This window comes from Cupriavidus sp. UYPR2.512, from assembly GCF_000379565.1.
Classification (GTDB): domain Bacteria; phylum Pseudomonadota; class Gammaproteobacteria; order Burkholderiales; family Burkholderiaceae; genus Cupriavidus.
Map to the genome: position 1 here is coordinate 1 of NZ_KB903009.1, position 18,908 is coordinate 18,908.

Sequence of the window (18,908 nt, forward strand, 5' to 3'; positions counted from 1 at the left end):
CAAGCCCAGTAGCACCTCAGGGTGATGCGCCGCCATGCCGCGACCCGCGTACGCCCCGCTCAGCTCCGACAGGTCCATCTGCTCGATGACTTCCACCACGAACCGCGCCAGATGACCTTCGGGCAACCAGTCCTCCACTGACGGCGGCAACAGATAGTCGGTCTGACGATCAACGGGCACGAAGCGACTCACCTATGGACTCTCTCAGAAACTTGTTAATTTATTAACGCCCAACCCGTCCCGCCGGACGACCGGGGATCCCGAAAATCCGACAGTCTCCTAGCGAAGGCAATCGCGATGCCTCGGGCGGCCCGCGCCGAGCCGCTCTGCCAGGGTCGCAGCCCAGATCTGCACCGTCGTCCCTATCGATCGGCACCGATCCTGAACGGTTCGGTGTCGCCTGAGCCGGAACGGCGGTCGTCGCCGAGCGGGGCCGGCCCATCACGGAGCCCGTCGACGCGACTTCACGGGGCAGGGGTGGCCGCGGCGCGACTTGGTGTCGCCATTTTTGCGGGGCGCGACCCCAAGATAACGGGTCTTTTTGGGGCCGGAAAAATCCCGGCAGCGGCGGGCCTCCGCCGGGTGCGCGACGCCCTGGGGTGCCGGATCGCGCCCCCAAGGCGCGCGCCGTTATGCTTCCCATAACAGGCGCGATCAACCGACATTAGCTACCGGGGGCCTGCCGACTTGCCAAGCGCATGGCGCAGTTCGACGGCATGCCGCGTTGGCCGATCCGGGTGTTCAAGCAATCGCCACAATACGGTGGGCGATTGCCGGCCACCATTCACGACATCGGAAGGCGAAGCTGTTTTGGCATGTCCACCAGGTCGGCATCCGATATATAGCGTGATCGGTAGCGTGTTTTTCCGTCAATGGAGCGGACGGCGATGCCGCCTTCGGCGATTAGCGTCGCAAGGGCGTCCTTGTACATCGATGCTGTGGCCGGTGTGCCGTTGCAAGTTTCCGCGAAAAGTTGGGAGAATGATTTCGGGGCCGTCTGATCCGCGATGCGGCGCGCGAGCTGAATGACCAGTTCCTTGTCAGACCTGGTGCGGGCGACGTCATCAAACCGGAATCCGCCGTCGAACTCCTGCAAAAATCCCATGGTCTGGGGTGCCAGCATGTTCAACCCGGCTCCACCATAGTGCATGAAGTGATTGCTGTGCCGCCAGTGGACCTGTTTCATCACGTCCTGCGCGCGAGGATGCTGCGATAGATGTACGAGCCAGTATTCACCGTGGCCGGCGCCCGTCCCCCGGATGAAGAACGGTGTGAAAAACTGCGCGCCGCAGCCGTCCACGAGCGCCTCGTAGAGTGCGGCCTGAATGAACCGGCGCCAATCCGCCTCGTCGCGCTTGATGTTCTCAATGGTGCGCCCGCCCAGATGCTTGAAGATGTCGACCCGAAGGGTGGATGAGATTTTCCGGGCCAGTTCGTCGTTGGTGTAGGTCGCAAAAGACGAGACATGGAAGGTGAGGACGATCTCGGCATCCCGGGCCCGCGCAAAGATACGCCGGATCAGCGACAGAGGGACTTCGGTGTAGCCGTACTGATCGAGGAAGAACAGCGCGGTGCCCGAGCGAGGCGTATGGGAGGCGATCCGGTCCAGCACGGCTTCGACCGCAGCACCGAATTCCGCATGCAAGATGTGGATGGTCGTGCCGATCGCATGTGCATAGCCGCGTTGTGTCAACACTTCGCGAAGGTGGTTGAGGGCTTTCTTGTCTTTGTCGATGAAGACAAACTGTACATCGAACAAGACGTGCTTCAGACGATCCTGATTGACCTGCAGCGATGCTTCCTCGACGGCCTGGAGGATGCGGATCGGCGACCCGTCGACGAGCGAACCGGAGTCCTCCAATTGATAGAGGCCGCCACCACAAAAGCCGTCAACGAGGGTGATCCGGATCCGATCACGACCGCGGGCATTGAGCAGGCGTTGCTGGAAGTAGCGGATCAGATAGTCGACCAGTACCTGATGCTTCGTGAGGCTGTGCGGCGCGATTTCGGCCGGGCCATTGCTCCAATCGTAGTGACGCTTTGCCAAGGGAAGACCCCGAGAAGGTTTGAACGACGACTACACGGCGGTGCGCGGAAACTGATCCCAATGCTTGCCGGCTAAGACTCTGCCCGCTTTTCCCTTTCCGATGGCCGCGACCGAAACCTCCGACCCATCCTTGCGTATGACGTGAATTGGCGTGGATTTCTTCAGCAGGCTCGCTACGTGCTCGACGGGCGCCCAGTGTCCCCATTGCTTGAAGTGGAAGGGCACCTTGGCCTTCGCGCACTGCCGCTGCAACGCAGCAGGCCAGGCCGGATCCATGGGTCGAGAATGGGGGCCGGACTCGCCGCCGGAGATCACCCAGTCGACGCGATTGCCTTTGTCGTTGCGCTTCAGGTAGTCCGTCAGATCGAGGGCTCCGAGCAACGGCTCACACGACAGAAATCGGACCGAAGGGGAGGAGAACTCGAGCAGGTGCTTGATTCGCTTGCCTGCCGTCGCCTGATCTTCCACGGTCGTGCCAAGCCAGACGTTCTTTGGGAATTCATACCCTTTTGGCAATTGCTTGCGCACGAGATGAATCCGCTTCGTCAGGAGCAACCAGTCCAGATGCGGAGTCTGGGCAATGAGTTCAAGTAGGCGCAGGCGTTCCGAAACCAGATCCCGCCGATTCTCAAATACGTCCGCCATCGAGGCGCAGAAGACGCGTCGGCGAACGTTTTCGCGGGCGGCGTCTTTGTTCCACTTCAGGGGCTCCTTCCAGTGGGCATCGCTAAAGAACCGGCGAGGAGTGTGAGGACCCCACAGCCCTTCGCCGAGGCGCTTTGCCCAGGTCTCGGCATAACAGTGGTCGCACGCGTCCGATACCTTCACGCAACCCCACCAAGGATTGAAGGTATGGTGCGTCCATTCGATGCGAGAGTCTTTTCCCATTGCAGCCAACCTGGTCCCGATTGGCCGTCATTGTACCGTGCCAAAATCCGGGGAAGCGTTTTGCCCTGACCCATGGTGTAAGCCGATTGATCTGATCTCGGCTAAGGTAGAGGGCGTTGAATTCGGGGATCCCATGTCTCGGATTTCCGTCAATTGCGATGGACACCATACTGGCGTATTGTTTCCGCATAAAAACAGATTGGTCGAGACTACTGCGTGAAAGCCAAGGATAAAATCGTGCCGGACCCCATCGATGGATTGCCGGCCATGGTGGTAGGGCGTTGGGTCACCGAGGAGAAGCATCAAATTATCAAGCGTTACATTGATGCATCCTGGGCTGCCCGTCAGAAATTCAACAGCCAGCGCACCTATATCGATCTGTTTGCCGGAACCGGCAGGGTCAAAATCAAGCATACCCAGACATTTCTGGATGGTGGCCCCCTTGCCGCGTGGCGGATTGCGCAGCAAAAGCGCGGAGCCTTCTCGGATTTCTTTGTCGCGGACGCCCATCCCGGCTACCTTGCCGCCTGCGACGCGCGCTTGCGAAAGTGTGGGGCGCCTGTCAGATCCTGCGTTGGGCGGGCCGATCTCACAGCCGACTGGGTTGTGCCGCAGCTCTCGAAGAGTGGGCTTCATCTGGCGCTGCTTGATCCCTTCAATGCCGGCCACCTGCATTTCTCCATCATCAGAAAGCTGGCGAAGCTGCCATCCATCGACATCGTGGTTCACCTCAGCACCGGGGATATTCAGCGCAACATCGCGTCGGGTCTCCAGGTTCAGCAATCGCCACTGGATAACTTTGCGCCGGGGTGGCGCGATGTCGTCAGGGCCCAAAGCTCCAAACAGGCCATGCGCAGCGCGTTCGTGCAGCATTGGATCCATCTGGTCGAGCAGACGGGGCTGCAGGTTTGCGACATGATGTACCCGGTCCGGAACAGCAAGGAGTCGACGATGTATTGGCTGTGCCTGCTGTCACGACATCCGCTGGCCGAAAAGCTGTGGAGAATCGCGTGCCAGTTCGAAACGCGCCGTCTGTTTTAGTGCATGCCACGCGCGGTTCGTCTCGTCCCGGCGAACCCGATACGCCGGTGTAGAATCGTCGTTTGTAAGTCGTTCATCTTGCGAAATGAGCCTGCTCGACATGGCCCCGATCGTGGAAAACGCCTATCTGACTCGCCCGGCAAACCGCCTGCTCGACGACTTCGGGGCCGGAAAGGCCTCGCCTGGATGGGTAGCGCCGCGGCGCTGATGGGTTGCTGGCGGTCAAGCTGATCCGGACCGTCTGCAAAAAGAGCCTCGAGAAGACGCAATGTAAAGACGGCCACGCTCGAATATGTGCTCGATCAGATGACGCGCATTGAGCCAAAGCTGGTTGAGTTGTTCGAAAAGGATGCCCGTGAATTCGATGAGGTGTTACGGCTGAGGATCGAAAGGGACGAGGCTGCGAACGCCGACGAGAAGACGCGTTTCACCCGACGCGCCAATGACTTGCTGGAAACCGCCGCGGACAACGCTTTTGCCGTGATCGACGCCTGCATGCCGTTAATCCATCACGGGGTCACGGTCTTCCAAGTCGGCTGGGGCTCGGTGCGCGGCGACTCCGGTGCGGCAATCAGCTCAGCAATTGCAGCAGTGAAGTCCGCCATCTTTATCACCAAGCTGAATCTCAAGTCCCTTGGCAATCGGCGCTACGCACGAGAGAACATCAGCCGGTGCGCGGAATTGTACGCCTCGCTCCAACAGCGGCAAGCGTCGGCGTTCGAATGCGTGACGTCACTGAACGCCGAAGCACTCCACGTGGTGCAACTCGAACTGTTTCACCAGGGCGGCGAGCGGGCAGGCGGTGTAACCGAGCCAGGAACGCCGGCTGGCGATGACGCAGTACGTCTCTAGCGGCGGCGCTACGGAGGATCGTCGTTCCCCAAGGGTGTGAGCGAGCGGCGACACGAAAGCCACCACCGAAGTCGCGGGCAACGTTCTCTTTTTCTTCGGGAACCGGACGCGATCCGGCCGCAAACGTTGTCCCTTGTCTGGGGGGAGCCCAGCCGCGAGGCTTGGGTAAGCGGATCCGCCCCTGTGCAATGAAGCCGCCCACCGGCGAATGTTTGACGTAGCCAGGCGGCATCGACGTCGGAAACCCCGATATCCCAATCGTCGCTTTCCGTCGCAGTTTGGCCGTGCTGGCGGTGACGCTATCTAGCCGCTGCCTGCCGAGTCTTCATGTGGAAGCCGGAGATTTCTTTCATACATGGAAACCCCGCTGCCCGAGGCCGGGGAAGTTGACCCAGTTTCACGAGCAGACCTGGATATGGAGCCATGTCACATGTTGCCGGTAAGCGTCCGGGCAACCCGTCTTGAATTGGGGTGAAGGTCTTGGGAGCATCGTGTCCGCTTAACGAATAGGTGGACACGTGAACACTATCGAACAAGAGGCTCCGGCCGGACGACGTCGGCGCCGCCGCTACAGCCGCGAATTCAAGGCTCAGGTGGTTGCCGCATGCCAAGGACCAGGTGTTTCGATTGCAGCAATTGCGTTGCATCACAAGCTCAACGCTAACCTGCTCAGGCGCTGGGTTGACCAGGCCGAAGGGAATGTGCCGGCCCTGATCGTCGGCGGCGAAGTGGCAGTCCAGCCGGTTGCGACGCCGGCATTCGTGCCGGTGCCGCTTGAGATGAGGAACGTGCGTCCAACCGAGATCCGCATCGAAGTGCGTCGCGCAGACCAGTCGATCACGGTAAGCTGGCCGACATCCGAAGCAGCGCAATGCGTTGCCTGGCTGCGCGAGTGGCTGGCGTGATCCGCATTGACGAGGTTTGGCTGGCGGTCGATCCGCTGGACATGCGGGCCGGCTTCGACACGGCGCTGGCCAGGGTGGTCACGGTGTTCGGGGCCGCGCATCCGCACCATGCCTACCTGTTTGCCAATCGCCGGGCCAACCGTATGAAGGTTCTGGTTCACGACGGCATCGGCATCTGGTTGGCAGCACGCCGGTTAAATCAAGGGCAGTTCGCGTGGCCGCGTTCCAGCGAACCAAAGCAATACCCGCTGACGCACGAACAATTGGCCGGCCTGGTGCTTGGATTGCCATGGCAGCGCATCGGTCAGGATGGAGTGATCCGAGTCGTGTAACGTCCGCGATTGCAATCGGTGCGCGTGCCGATGTTCGTGGAATGCCGGGCACGGCACAATGGCCGGCATGATCGACACCGCACAACTCCAGGGCATGAACGCAGACCAACTGCGGGCGCTGGCCATGGATTTGATGTCAGAAGTGCGGGCGCGGGATAGTGAGTTGCGCCTTAAAGATACCCGCATCGCTCAGCTCACGCATGAGATGGCTGTGTTGAAACGGTGGAAGTTCGCCGCCCGTAGCGAGAAGCTTCCAACCGAGCAACAGAGCTTGCTTGACGAAGCCATCGACGCAGACCTGATCGCCATCGAGCACGAGCTCGAACAGCTCGCCAGCAAACCGAAGAACGAGCCCCTGCCGAACAAACCGCGCCGTGCGCCGCTGCCGCCGAATCTGCCGCGTGTCGAAGTTCGCCATGAACCGACGTCGACCACGTGTGGTTGCGGCTGTCAGCTCAAGCGCATTGGCGAAGACGTCAGCGAGAAGCTGGACTATACGCCCGGCGTGTTCACCGTCGAGCGTCATGTGCGCGGCAAATGGGTGTGCGCGCAGTGCGAAACGCTGACGCAGGCCCCGGTGCCGGCCCAGGTGATCGACAAGGGAATCCCTACCGCCGGATTGCTTGCGCAGGTGCTGGTAGCCAAATACAACGATCACTTGCCTCTATATCGGCAGGAACGCATCTTCGAGCGCGCAGGCCTGGCCATTCCGCGGTCCACGCTCGCGCAATGGGTCGGCATGTGCGGCGTGCAACTACAGCCACTGGTGGACGCGCTCAAGGAGCAGATTCTGCAACATCGAGTGCTGCATGCCGACGAGACGCCGGTGGCCATGCTCAGTCCCGGTAAGGGCAAGACGCAACGCGCCTACCTGTGGACGTATTGCCCCGGGGCCTTCGAGGATCTGCGCGCAGTGGTGTACGACTTCGCCGACAGTCGCGCGGGCGAGCATGCGAGAAACTTCCTTGGCAACTGGAAAGGCCAGCTCGTCTGCGACGACTTCACCGGTTATAAGGCGCTGTTTGCCCAGGGCATTACCGAGTTAGGTTGCATGGCGCACGCGAGACGTAAGTTTTACGACCTCCACGCAGCGAGCAAAAGTCAGATCGCACAGGATGCTCTGCAGTACATAGGTGAGCTCTACGAGATCGAGCGGGAAGTGCAGCAGGTTGCTGCACAATTGCGGCTGGAAATCCGGCAACAACGCGCCCGGCCGATTGCCGATGCGCTCCACGCCTGGATGACCGGGCAACGCGCTCGCGTGAGCGAGGGATCCGCTATCGCCAAAGCGCTGGACTACAGTTTGCGGCGATGGACTGCCCTGACGCGGTACCTCGAGGATCCGCAAGTCCCGATCGATAACAACTGGTGCGAAAACCAGATCCGTCCGGTTGCTCTCGGCCGGAGCAATTGGCTCTTTGCGGGATCGCTTCGGGCAGGCCGTCGCGCTGCTGCGGCCATGAGCCTCCTTCAGTCAGCGAGGCTGAACGGTCACGATCCCTACGCCTATCTCAAAGACGTTCTCGCACGACTGCCAACGCAGCCCGCAAGTCGCCTCGAGGAGCTTCTGCCCCATCACTGGCAGCTCCCGCAGCCCTGAGCGGCGCTGTCGTCAAGACGGGATCACCGCGCGCTTACTGTTGCCGTTCCTAAACTCCCAGAGCATCCGAACCGCCCCGAACCAGCGGTGAGGCTGCGCAACGGAGAGTGTCGCTCCGGTCACCCGGATGGCTTTTTGAGATCGAGACGGAGCGTTATGTCGCTGAGTTGGAGCGACGGGAGGCATCGCATCTTCAGCGACCTATGGGGATGAATGGGCGATGGCCATCGCAAGGCTGCTGGATGATCGGCTGGTCGCGCTGACACGTGCCGGCAAGCTGACGCCCGGCGACATGGTAGCGTTGGTCATCGCGCATGCAACGCGGCTAAATCCCGCTCATACAAAAAGGCGCCCGCGCTCACCGAAAGCGGCGATGCGGGCGGTAGCAGGACTGTCCACGCAGTGTACGGCGGGAGACGGCCTCCTGAACGCAGAATGAGACCGCTTTTTGCTGCCCAGTTCCCCGCGACAGGACGGCGACCGGTACGCACGGCTCCCGCTCGAAACCCGGCGACTTTGCTATTCCTATTTTTCCCCCAGAAAGCCTGAGGCCATCTGTACGGCGGTCCCGGCCCGCGACCCCAGGGGGCCCCGGCCGGTCGACGTTGAACGGACAGGGCGACATAAAGTACGGTAGCGGTTGCACGCTACGCCTTATTCATATACACCCGTGACTGGCAAAATCTGTACTCTGACCATACCTTGATCCGCGCGGCACTTTGTAGTCGGCCGAGGCTTGTGGCGTCGACGACACAACACCGTTGACGACAGATTGTCGCTAGTCGCCTTAGCTGAAAGGCAAGATGGGATTCTTCCAGGTAAAAAAGCAAACTATGGACTTTCGGAAGCTCTGTTTCATGCGCTTCCACCATTGGATTATTGATGCCTTGTAGCAGGAAACAGCGGCTGACGCGCCCCCGCCGAGGCGCTGCGCACAACGTCCGGTATGTTGCGTAGATGCGGGTCGAAAGGAGTTGATCTCGCAGTGCCCAATCGATGCGTGATGGCCGCTTCTTGCGTTGAGGGCCTTTGCGATTGTCGGCGACTTCTCGCAGCTTTGATCGAATCTGATAGGCGCTGGAAAGTGAAATTCTGAATTCATTGGCGATTTCTGACGCTGAATTTCCGCGTTCAAACATAGCCTCAATGGTGGCCCGTACTGAGGGGGAAATCCTCGGGCGTCTGCAATGTACCGCAATGCCGAGTTGCCTTCTTCTAGCTGCAACGTCTTGTATTGACATTCCACTCCGCAATGCGATGTCGGAGCATAACAAAGATGTATCCTTGAATTCATCTATTGTAGGCTCTCGGAGCGACGGTATATGTCGCGTTACTGTTGGGAACTCATTGATGATGGAGTTTTCATTGAGAACTTCATTGCAGGCTTGTTCAAACGCGGGTAGCGTTCCGAAAAGATACTGTATTAGCAGGATATGACAAATTGGGTGGCAGCACCGGTCCGGTGTGAACAGTAGTGGCCGTAACCACGGCAGGCCGGAACGAGACATCGAATTTACGCGTGTTGCAAATGGAAAAATTAGAAAATCATCGAATAACTTCAGAAGAGCACGTGAAAGTTCCATCAAATCCACGTGCTCATGACGGAGCGTTATGCCTTGCTTGCAAATGGCGTGCAGATATGCTGAACGTATGACCTTTGGCGAAAACTCCGTGTATTTGCTGGAACGCAGTAAATCGGCTGACAGCGTTGCAAACACTAGTGTGCGAGTGTCCGCGGAGGCAGGTGACGAATCTTCTCGAGTGATGCAGGGGGCAAGAATCACCTTTTGTTTATAGCCTCTTCTGTTGTGTTCTTTTACAGCTTCCAGTGCTTCACGGTGAGGAATGCATTGAGTCACTCCTGGAAGTTGCTGCTCGCGGTGCCAGTAGCTCGTCCCGAAGTTGCGCAAGTCGGCACGATTACACGATCGGCAGAAGCGAAGTTGAACAACGGCACCAAATCCATTGGCGACCAGACCGAGACAAGTCTTGAGGCCTCGCGCGTCTCTCGACAACATTGTTCGACATGCGAGCTGGTCCCGCTCCCGTGGCAGAAAGAAGCGATAGTATGGGTAGAGGCTCATCGACATCAATTCCGACGCCGGCAAGGAGAACGGCAATTGAGTTCCGATACGGTCGACTAGGTCCCTAAGGTGCGTAGGAAGGTCCACGCCAGGCGTTACGCCTCTGCTTCCATAAAGTGCTTCCATGGCTGCTTGGGGCGAACCCAAGGCGTTAAGCGCAGAGAGCCGCCCGAGATATGAGTAAAGAAGCTCGTCTGGAAGCGGCTGTGGCACGTAGCATAGTTGCATACAGGGTTACCGCCTTACTAATCTTCGCTCTGCGGGGGGGAAAGGCCACCAACAGCCCGTTTCGCTGCCTCTTGGTCAGCTACAAACCATGATAGAAGGGAACTTGGACCTCAATGGCTATCGTTCCGCGTGCGCGGTTCTCGCGAACATTCAATGCTTCCGCACGTACTTCTAGATGCCGCACACGCGGAGATGGGATCAACGTCTACTGAGAGCACGAAAAGTCCGGCGAATCATCGGCATCAATTCCGCAGACATTGGAAGGCTAGCTTTCACGCATAGCTTCCATATGCTCAGCGATTCACCCTTCGAATGGAGTTCGTCCGCAGCCCGGATCAGCCGCCTGCGAGGCCAATCGGCGTTTACATTATCTATTCGGTTCCGTAGATCGGGACACCTCCTTAAGGTAACGCGAAATTGACTCTTTGAAAGATTTGCTGCCAAAGCCAAATCCTTATATTGGAGACGTCGCGGCATTTTCTCCTGCGATAAGAGTCGCTGAAGTGCCGCATCAACTGAGGCGACTCGAAGCCGTAGTTCTTCGGCTTTTATTATTACGCGACTCCTCCTCGGCGAAATCGGAACAAGATAGGTCTCGAGCGCATGATCGAACCACGCGCCGTCGCGGATTCTCGCTCTGATACGCGCACCTGTCCAAACAGACAACTTTGTTTTTTTCGCACGGTTTGGATCGCGCAGGTATCGTAAGATAGCCTTCCGATCCTCTGGAATTGAGGGGACGTTGCCAGCCCATCGGCTAGTAGGAAACTGCCTCAACCACGCCTCGTCCCTCAGGCGGACAATCCAATAGCATCGAGCCAGCGATCCGCTGGAAAGGCGACCTGAGCCATTGCGTTCTCGTATCAACCTTGCCTTGGCTGCGGCCAAAGTGGGAAGCCGCCCTGACAAATCTTTTGGAGGCTCCACTTCCTCCTTCGAAAATTCGTCTAGGACATCGATCAGGGGTATCTGCATTGCTGCAAGTAGCGCACAAAGGTCGGGTGCCGAGAAGTTGCTTGGGTATTGTCTAAGGGATAGTTTTGGAAACCGGGAGTTGCGGTAAGCTACTGGCTCTTCGCGGCAATCTCCCTCGGACAAAAATTCTTGAATCAATATTGTCCGCGCCGATTTTCCCCTTTCGCTGAGCGTGCGATTCGTCCAAGCCACGATTTGTTCTCTGCTCCAGTTGGCTTCAATATTTCTCAAAGCCAGCATGCTGTTGTCGATGAGTAGTGAACGGGACTCCGATGGAAGAGATGCGTCTACGATCTCGGCAAGGTCGAATCCGCATCTACATCGTCGCCGTAGAAGAGCGGTTTCAATAGTGTTGCCACCGAGAGGGCTACTCCCACACTTGGGACACTCTGATGAAAGGGGTATCCTATGCTCGTCGCAATAGCCGATGTTTGGAAGTTGGTGCGATCTATGGAGATACGGTTCGCCTCTATCTTCCAGGTCTTGAGCAATACAAGCGCTACAGAAATTGGCCTTGCGCGCCGCCCCGCCAGTCGATCGGGACACGCCGATCGCCACGAGGGTCGTGGTTGCTATATGACCTCTTTTTGCGGTCAGCAGATGAAACTTTCTGCTGCCAGGCAGCAGTTCGCTACTCGGACCAGCAGAATGAAAGGTGTGCCAATAGGGGAACGTCGTAAGCTTGGCTAGCGCGTCGTCATAAGAGGTATTGAGGGCAGTAAGGAGTGCTTCAATTCGTAGGCTGAACGAAAACATGTCCAGCGTCGTGGACTGCAACCGCTCAGCGTTTCCGGTCTCAAGAAGAAGGGGGCGCCACGCCCCCGCGCCCACGTAGAACCTCACTCGGGCTATCCAATGTCCAAACCACTCATCTGGATAGGGCGCCGGAACATAGGGAATCGCCCGCACATTCTGCATCGTCTAGCTCCACGATGAGCGCTCAGAGGTATGTTGATCCCCGCGTGTGGTCTGTCATGGCTCACTTTCGATGAATAGGCTGTTCCACTGGTAGTTCAGGCGGAGCGGTCGACGCATGTACGCGTGGCCGTCCCCTTTTTGTCTGGTCAGAAGAATCATTTGGTTCGCCGTAGTCTTCAAATTCCTCTTCGTCGTAATCGTGTGGTTTGCTTGGATATGCCGTCGTACCTCCAAACTGGGAAAACAGTTGATCATAATCTGTGGCAAAAAGGAGATCTTCGAATTCGGACTTACTTTCAGTTTTACGGGAGCGAAGATACGAAATTGCAGGTTGGAGTGTTGCCATTGCGGTCTTTGAAACAAGCTCGAACGTGTGCTCGTCGACCCTTTCGGTGCCGCCAATAGATTCTCTTTGTGCAAGCCAATAGAGGAGCACGGCAAATGCGATATTTCCGGCGCAGTGGTAGTGCCAGACGTTCATGATTTTCGGGGTCAGTGGAACATATACTTTCGTGTATCGATATGCCCAAATGAGCTTGCAAAATGACTTCCAGATGGGTGACTGTGAGTCAAGAAGTGGAAAATCCCGGGAGCCTGCCGATGCAAGCTTCCGTGCATTAAGTGCATTCCGTCTAAGAGTTCTTCCTACTGCCGGCGTGCCTACTATTACGAGACTTAATCCAATGGTTTCGATAAGCTCTGAAAATAAATTAAGCATCATGCTTGCCCCGGGTCGTGTGGCAAGTCTAACATTCTGCACCTCGTCGACAATAATAATGCCGGTTGAGCAGGCTGTGGCGACAGTCCTCATTAGAGATACCATTGGTGCGATGGTGCGAATGCTTTCAGCCTGCCCGTGATATTTGGTGCCAATCAACGAATCCACTTCGGAGAAGAAATTTAGACAAAATCCGCGAAGAGTCGCGTCATGCGGAACCCTTAAAATCAAATATAGAAGCTGAAGGCAACTAAGAGAGTGGTTTTTATAGTCGCTATGTTCTATTATCTGTGGGTAATGCATGAAAAATGAGTTTATGAGTGTGGTTTTGCTCATCCCGCTTAAGGCGATAAGGCTAAATCCCTGCCCTGATGATTTCCAGCCAGGGGGGAAGGGGACGCCGTCTTCTTCCGCTGAAGCAATGGCGTGCCGGCGTTGCTGATCAATGGGATCGAAAGGATGTCGAGCGACGTACGATTCTCGCATCATTGTGGCAAAAGCCAAGGCAACTTGCTCATAGAATGGGAATGGGTAGACGACGTCGCTCAAGCACTGGAGTTCCAGCACTCGCGTTACTTCGTCAGCTTCCCATATAGCCGCAGACGGCTTAGGAGGGTAGTGTTTCAGGCTCAGAACGATGTCGACGATCTTAGGCGGCAGCGGCGGTTGTGCTTCGATGAACGGATGCTCAGCGTAGCGGGACACACGGCTCATCGTGTAATCGGCCTTCATCCAAATGCCTCGATTTATCATTTCTTGCCTTCGAGATGCTGCTGAACCTGCTCGTCAATAAGCTTGATGAGCACGTCTTCGCGTTCGTTACGAGGAGGGACGGTATCGTCGTCGGGCTGCGTTGTCGTGTTGCCGGACTGTGTCGGCCGGCCCTTTAGCGCAGCTTTCACGCCTTGCGTGTCGCGTTGACGCTTCTGCTTCACCTGATCTTGATCCGAGTGTTCGGGAAGTGGTGGAGGGGCCGTCCGGTGTTCGGCACGAATACGCGCATCCCTGACGCGCTCCAAGCGACTATCTTGGTCAGCTATTGACCATAATAGGAGAGATTGGTTAGCCAACGATTCCTGTTCAGCAAGTGTGGTTCCTCGTAGTTTATCCAGGCTTCCGCGAGTGATCGAAAATTCCGCCCACTTAGATCCTCTCTGTGGAATGTAAGCAATACTAGGTTCGGTCTTATCTATGCGCAGCTTTATTGCCCGAAACTTATGCGTACTCTTCCTTGCCAGCCGCTGAGCGACCTTATTGAAAGGCTCATAGTGCATTTCCTTGTAGCGGACGATACCTTGACCAATGCTACCTGTGGTGCTCTCCAGAAGTAGCTTGTAGATATCATTGTCTGAATATGCACAAGTTCGTAGTCCTGTGACGTTTTCCAGTCCCCAGAGATACATCGCCTGCGGTGTTGGCAAGACGCCGGCTTGGGTGGCCATTTTGCGTAGACTGCGGTGCGGCGCGTTATTGTGCTCAGTGATTATCTTTATGAGTTCTCGATATGCGTCCACCAGTCTATTAACCGACGCGACTTTGGCCTTCTCAAACCTCTGACGTGATTTCGGGTCTAGCGGTCGGTCCATAAAGCTTCCAGGTACGCCGGCGGAGGCCTGTCGATTTTTAACAGCTCCGATAAATCTTTCAATGATGGCTTTGGCATCCGGATTGTACGGAGGCATATACATAACCGGTATTCGAAGCGAATCGGTGACGGCTTCCATCATTGCTTGGGAAATTAGTTCCGATCCGCGATCTGTGCCAATAGACGCACATAGAACGCCTCGCGGCCAAATTTCGTCGTCAACATTGATGCCTAGTATCGGGAATCGAGGTACCCTTGAGGTGAATGCTATGAGCAGGGCATATTTCAGTTCCTCATATGAGGCAGGTTTTAAGGAAATATAGGCAGAAACGCAGAATCGACTCCATCGATCGATTATGAGGTAAATTATGGCTGTTCCCAAAAGAGTCGCTTCGATGTCGCTCGACCGAATGTGCATTCGGCCTCCTGATGCGTCTAGTTCATAAATGGCACCTGGTCCCAATGCATGGTGAGCTGCTGAATAGCCAGGGCTGCTTTTTCTTTTTTTGGGAATATTCTCCAACTCGACTTCCTCGAGGTCGACTTGAAGTTTCAGATAGTATCGGACCTGGCGCAGAGTTATCGGTTCGGGGATTTGTTCTTTCTCATACGCGGCGTAAATTTTTGGATGTCTTTTGCGGAATTCATGTGAGAGATAGTTGATATGAATTTCACTTATAAACGTCGGGCCTCCTCGAGTGCAACGCTTCGCGGCCTTTTTTATATCGGCGATATCGTCTTCAGTGATTACAAATTTATTAGGACCTCTAATTTTCGAGATGGCCGGCTGGCGACCTCTGCGGTTCGCTGTTTTTATGGTTGGCGAAGTGTTGTCTGTGGCTGGCCTCGTGCCAGGGGGTAGGTGCAGTAACGCGCGTTTGTCGCAGCCAAAGTAATAATATCGGATTACCAGTCGATGCAACGTGATGAATTTATGCTTGGTGACTTCGGCGTATCGTTGAATCAAATAGGTGTAACGGTCGCGGTCAAGATTGCGCTGAATTTCTAATGTTGAAATTAATGGCTTTAAAACTGCCCAGGTGCTATCGTAAGCTATTTGTTCAATTGAGCCTTTCTCCGGCACCAGAAGCAGGGCGGAGGGAAGTGAAATCTTGCCCCATGCAGCTCCAGTCTCCTTGAGTAGTTTCTCAATTTGAGAATAGCTGAACCTTTGGGGGCGTCGGGCGTATCTAGCATACTCCGGTTCTCGTACCCAGATTGCGTAGATACAGTCGCTAAAGACGTGCGTGATCCGCAGGTATCTTTCATCTGATGTGACAATCGCGCGTCCCACGGTGTAATCAGGGTGGGATATTTTGATAAATTCAAACATCTTTCCCATCCAATACAACTGGCATATTAAGTTGCAATGAATGCAAAAGTGAGACAGTGATAATTTTATACCATGCGCAGTATCGGAACGTATCTTGCGATAATTGGGTGGATATCGATAACCTTCGAGAAATGATTTTTGTTATCTCATTCAGCGTAATGGCGGAGTCGTAGGCCTCATGAAATGCGCTGACGTAGTGTTTTATTTCGGCAATTGGGGTATATCGATTTAAAAACCACGCTCTCATGAACGTCAGCGTATCGAGAACGGTTGAGTCTTTTGATGGGTCGAATAACGATGTGTCGACTACCCACCATGGAATACCATTTTTGCTGCACCATTCGTATTCAACAGCAAGCCGACGCTTCACATCGGGATCGTCACGATCTTTCTTGGTTTTTATACTATGGGCGCTGTACAATTTTCCAGATGATGATTGCCGGGTAATCACGAAATCGATCGTGATTGGCTCTGGATATATGCCTCGATTAGGGTGACGCGCGCCGTACTTGACGCAAAGTGCTTCGGTTGCACTTATATCTAGGATCGGCCACTGCTCTTGAATGTCAACGACGTCTGAATCGCGCTCGCGAATGTAGAAGTATGCGACCTCTAATAAAGAGAGCAGATGGTATTTTCGACGGATGAGAATGCCGGGAGTAACCGTAGAACTACCCTTGGACGGCACCTCTGGCACTGTCAGCCATGGCTTGTAGGCAACACCTGAGCCTACCCCACGGTGCTGCTTGATGCGCGTTCTCAGGTATGGGGGATAGCGGTTGGGATCGTCAGACCACTCCATCCCTCAATACTAGGCCATTTGTGCAAATTCTCCCTAACTTTAGTCAGCCCAAGAGGGGCATGCAAAACGCCCGGCAGGGCCGGGCGTCTCAGTGTGGTGCGGGGTGGCGGCAGGGCCAGTGCCGCGGCCCAGCGTGCGGGTCAGTGGACGAACAGCCAGATCAGGATCAGGACGAAGGCCGGGACACCAAGCAGCCAGGCGAGGATGTAGGGCATGGTGTTGCTCCTGTTGAAGACGCGTATTGGTGCTTCCAATATAGGAACGCGGCAATGCCGGGACTGTCGGGGAGCTTCCGCTTGCCATGTAGGACACTGCCGCACGCGCCGGGCCGCCTGCGCGATGTGGCGCCGGCGCCTTGCCGCCGGGCGTCCCGTGCTACGCTCAGGCGTGCACCAAAGCATCCGGAGGCGAGCCATGGAGGGGGTCTGGTCCGAAATTTACGGTGCCTTGCGCGCCGAGTTCGCCGATGTGCCGGACGCTGGCGAGGCCACCCGCATCCTGGCGCGACTGTTCATGGCGATGCTGCTGGGCGGCCTGATCGGCTATCAGCGCCAGGCCTCCGGCAAGGCAGCGGGGCTGCGCACCCATATGCTGGTGGCGCTGGGCTCGGCGCTGTTCGTGCTGGTGCCGCTGCAGGCCGGGGTGCCGCTGGGCGACATAAGCCGCGTGCTGCAGGGGCTGATTGCCGGCATCGGCTTCCTTGGCGCCGGCGCGATCCTGAAGCACAGCGACGAAGCCCACATCCAGGGCCTGACCACCGCGGCCAGCATCTGGATGGTCGCCGCCATCGGCGTGGCTGCCGGCCTGGGGCGCCCTGTCACCGCGGTGATCGCCACCGTCTTCACGCTGGTCATCCTGCAGATCCTGCTGCGCTGGGAATAGCGCGCCGGTGCCTGGCGCATGCGGCACCCCCGCCGCCCCGGCGTGCGCCGGTCTGTTCGCTTGCCCGCCAATTTCCGCCATTTGCCGCCGCAATGCGCGCCAGCGCACGCAGCCAGCGCGCCGCGCGGCCTATGCTGTGGCACAGGTTGCGCCGCGATTTAATGACGCAGCCGCGGCAGAGCAGGGGGGAGGTTGGCATGAAATCATCGATCCGTGACGACGCGGCGCTGGCCGCATTCGTGGGGCCGCGCTATGCGTACTACAGCCAGCGCTGGTCCCTGGCCGAGGCGCGCGGCGGCATGTCGTGGAACTGGGCGGCGTGCCTGCTGGGACCGTTCTGGATGGCCTACCGGCGCATGTACTGGCAGGTGGGGGTCTATGCCCTGATCGTCTGCGCCGAGCCGGTGCTGCACGCGCTGTTCGGGCTGAAGATGCCGCTGGCAGTCCGGCCAATGCTGTATGCCATGGCGCTGTTGCTCGGCATGTATGGCAACCAGGTCTACCGCTGGCATGCCGAGGCGACCATCCGGCACCTGCGCGAGTACCATTTTTCACCGGAACTGGTGTACGACTCGCTGGCGCGCTGTGGCCGCACAAGTTGGCCCGGTGTGTTCGCCATGGGCCTGCTGCTGGTGGTGATGGCGGTGTCGCTGAGCCCGCTGGCGGGGCTGGTGGTGCAGGGCGGCGGGCTGGCCGCCGGCTGAACGGTCGACGGCTTACCCGACTTACACCGGCTCGCGCGCCGCGTCGACCAGGTACTGGATCAGCGCTTCGGCAAACTGGGGCAGTTCGCGCCCCGGGCGGCGCACCAGGCGCAGCTCGCGCTTGGCCCATTCGTCTTCCAGCTGGATAAAGCGCAGCACCTTGCGGCTGGCGTAGCGGCGCGCGCAGCTGTTGGGCACGATGGCGATGCCCGCGCCGGCCTCGACCATGCGGCATACGGCATCGAAGCTGCCCACCTGGATGCGCAGGCTGATGCGCTTGCCCATGCCGCCGGCGATGCGGTCCAGGAAGGACTGGATCGCGCTGAACTGGTTCAGGCCGACAAAGCGGCAGGTATCGAGCAGGTCGGCGAAATGCAGCCGCTTGAAGGCCGGCAGCGGGTGGTTGACCGGTGCGATCACGATCAGCTCATCGCTGCACAGGTGCATCGCGTCCAGGTCCTGGGTGGCGACTTCACCGGCCACGATGCCCAGGTCGGCGGCGCCGGCGCTGATGGCCGAGACGATTTCCTGCGACAGGTGCTCTTCCAGCTCGATGTCCACGTCCGGGTTCTCGCTCAGGAAGCGCGATACGCCGGTGGCCAGGAACGAGTTGGTGGCGGTGGTGTTGGCCAGCAGCCGCACGCGGCCTTTGACCCCCTTGGCATAGGGCCGCAGGTCGGCGTGCAGGCATTCCAGTTCGCGGAAGACCTCGCGCGCGTGGCGCAGCAGCGCATCGCCCGCCGGCGTCAGGCGCACGCCCTTGACCTGGCGGATCAGCAATTGTGTCTGGAACGCCTCTTCCAGCTGCTTGATCCGGGTGCTGGCCGCGGGCAGCGACAGGAAGCTGCGTTCGGCCGCGCGGGTCAGGTTCTCCGTCTCGCCAACATTCAGGAAGAGGCGGAGGTCGGTCAGGTCGTAATGCATGGGCTTCCGTCAGGCCAAAGGCCAGTTTTGTGATTCGTGAATTCCAAAGTCTCGGCCGTCAATTTATCGTATCCACTGCTGCGTGGACAT

General features: G+C 57.5%; 15 protein-coding genes and 2 pseudogenes. 8 read left to right on the plus strand and 9 right to left on the minus strand.

The genetic code is table 11. From position 1 onward, the window contains the following. From A3A5_RS38820 to A3A5_RS0117350, 3 genes and pseudogenes are all read right to left on the minus strand, one after another. Window positions 1-192, minus strand: a pseudogene (locus A3A5_RS38820) (IS5/IS1182 family transposase); the annotation flags it as partial. Between the two features lie 592 nt (window positions 193-784). Further along, window positions 785-2,047: a three-Cys-motif partner protein TcmP gene (locus tag A3A5_RS0117345; RefSeq protein ID WP_018311807.1), complete on the minus strand. Its 1,263-nt coding sequence runs from the start codon at window positions 2,045-2,047 to the stop codon at window positions 785-787. 30 nt (window positions 2,048-2,077) lie between these two features. Beyond that, on the minus strand, window positions 2,078-2,935 hold the full coding sequence (locus A3A5_RS0117350) for a DUF5131 family protein (RefSeq protein WP_018311808.1): 858 nt from the start codon (window positions 2,933-2,935) through the stop codon (window positions 2,078-2,080). Window positions 2,936-3,151: 216 nt separating this feature from the next. Between A3A5_RS0117350 and A3A5_RS0117355 the strand changes: the two genes are divergently transcribed. The 6 genes and pseudogenes from A3A5_RS0117355 to A3A5_RS0117375 all read left to right on the plus strand — a co-directional run bounded on the left by A3A5_RS0117355 (window position 3,152) and on the right by A3A5_RS0117375 (window position 7,665). Further along, the gene (locus A3A5_RS0117355; protein ID WP_051108538.1) at window positions 3,152-3,976 is read left to right on the plus strand and encodes a three-Cys-motif partner protein TcmP; all 825 of its coding nucleotides are present in this window, start codon (window positions 3,152-3,154) and stop codon (window positions 3,974-3,976) included. Window positions 3,977-4,061: 85 nt separating this feature from the next. Then, complete coding sequence (locus A3A5_RS45410; RefSeq protein WP_255343517.1) at window positions 4,062-4,184, plus strand: hypothetical protein; 123 nt, start codon at window positions 4,062-4,064, stop codon at window positions 4,182-4,184. Between the two features lie 83 nt (window positions 4,185-4,267). Next, a pseudogene (locus A3A5_RS0117360) lies at window positions 4,268-4,828 on the plus strand (cyclodeaminase/cyclohydrolase family protein); the annotation flags it as partial. 518 nt (window positions 4,829-5,346) lie between these two features. Next, window positions 5,347-5,733, plus strand: coding sequence for a transposase (locus A3A5_RS0117365; RefSeq protein WP_026200864.1), 387 nt, complete (start codon window positions 5,347-5,349; stop codon window positions 5,731-5,733). Next, complete coding sequence (gene tnpB, locus A3A5_RS0117370) at window positions 5,730-6,065, plus strand: IS66 family insertion sequence element accessory protein TnpB (protein ID WP_026200865.1); 336 nt, start codon at window positions 5,730-5,732, stop codon at window positions 6,063-6,065. Before A3A5_RS0117365 ends, tnpB begins: the two co-directional genes overlap by 4 nt. Before the next feature lie 67 nt (window positions 6,066-6,132). Beyond that, a complete protein-coding gene (locus tag A3A5_RS0117375; RefSeq protein WP_026200866.1) occupies window positions 6,133-7,665 on the plus strand; it encodes an IS66 family transposase in 1,533 nt (510 codons plus the stop codon). Between the two features lie 647 nt (window positions 7,666-8,312). On the opposite strand, the gene A3A5_RS45710 is transcribed toward A3A5_RS0117375, so the two are convergent. From A3A5_RS45710 to A3A5_RS41700, 5 genes are all read right to left on the minus strand, one after another. Beyond that, window positions 8,313-9,977 (minus strand): TnsD family Tn7-like transposition protein, encoded by a 1,665-nt coding sequence (locus tag A3A5_RS45710; RefSeq protein WP_081623926.1) that lies wholly within the window; start codon window positions 9,975-9,977, stop codon window positions 8,313-8,315. A 198-nt stretch (window positions 9,978-10,175) separates the two neighbouring features. Next, entirely contained in the window at window positions 10,176-11,870 is a 1,695-nt protein-coding gene (locus tag A3A5_RS45715; protein ID WP_081623927.1) for a TniQ family protein, read from the minus strand. A 61-nt stretch (window positions 11,871-11,931) separates the two neighbouring features. After that, entirely contained in the window at window positions 11,932-13,320 is a 1,389-nt protein-coding gene (locus A3A5_RS40565) for an ATP-binding protein (protein ID WP_063829967.1), read from the minus strand. Between the two features lie 17 nt (window positions 13,321-13,337). Further along, the gene (locus A3A5_RS41695; RefSeq protein ID WP_157637246.1) at window positions 13,338-15,506 is read right to left on the minus strand and encodes a DDE-type integrase/transposase/recombinase; all 2,169 of its coding nucleotides are present in this window, start codon (window positions 15,504-15,506) and stop codon (window positions 13,338-13,340) included. After that, window positions 15,499-16,308: a TnsA endonuclease N-terminal domain-containing protein gene (locus A3A5_RS41700; RefSeq protein WP_081623929.1), complete on the minus strand. Its 810-nt coding sequence runs from the start codon at window positions 16,306-16,308 to the stop codon at window positions 15,499-15,501. The genes A3A5_RS41695 and A3A5_RS41700 overlap by 8 nt, the downstream gene beginning before the upstream one ends. A 414-nt stretch (window positions 16,309-16,722) precedes the next feature. On the opposite strand from A3A5_RS41700, the gene A3A5_RS0117395 reads away from it, so the two are divergent. Further along, the gene (locus tag A3A5_RS0117395; protein ID WP_018311817.1) at window positions 16,723-17,190 is read left to right on the plus strand and encodes an MgtC/SapB family protein; all 468 of its coding nucleotides are present in this window, start codon (window positions 16,723-16,725) and stop codon (window positions 17,188-17,190) included. Window positions 17,191-17,387: 197 nt separating this feature from the next. Continuing rightward, window positions 17,388-17,894, plus strand: coding sequence for a DUF2628 domain-containing protein (locus A3A5_RS0117400; RefSeq protein WP_018311818.1), 507 nt, complete (start codon window positions 17,388-17,390; stop codon window positions 17,892-17,894). Window positions 17,895-17,915: 21 nt separating this feature from the next. Here the strand turns inward: A3A5_RS0117400 and A3A5_RS0117405 are convergent, their stop codons facing one another. Beyond that, complete coding sequence (locus A3A5_RS0117405) at window positions 17,916-18,818, minus strand: LysR substrate-binding domain-containing protein (protein ID WP_018311819.1); 903 nt, start codon at window positions 18,816-18,818, stop codon at window positions 17,916-17,918. Window positions 18,819-18,908: the final 90 nt, after the last annotated feature.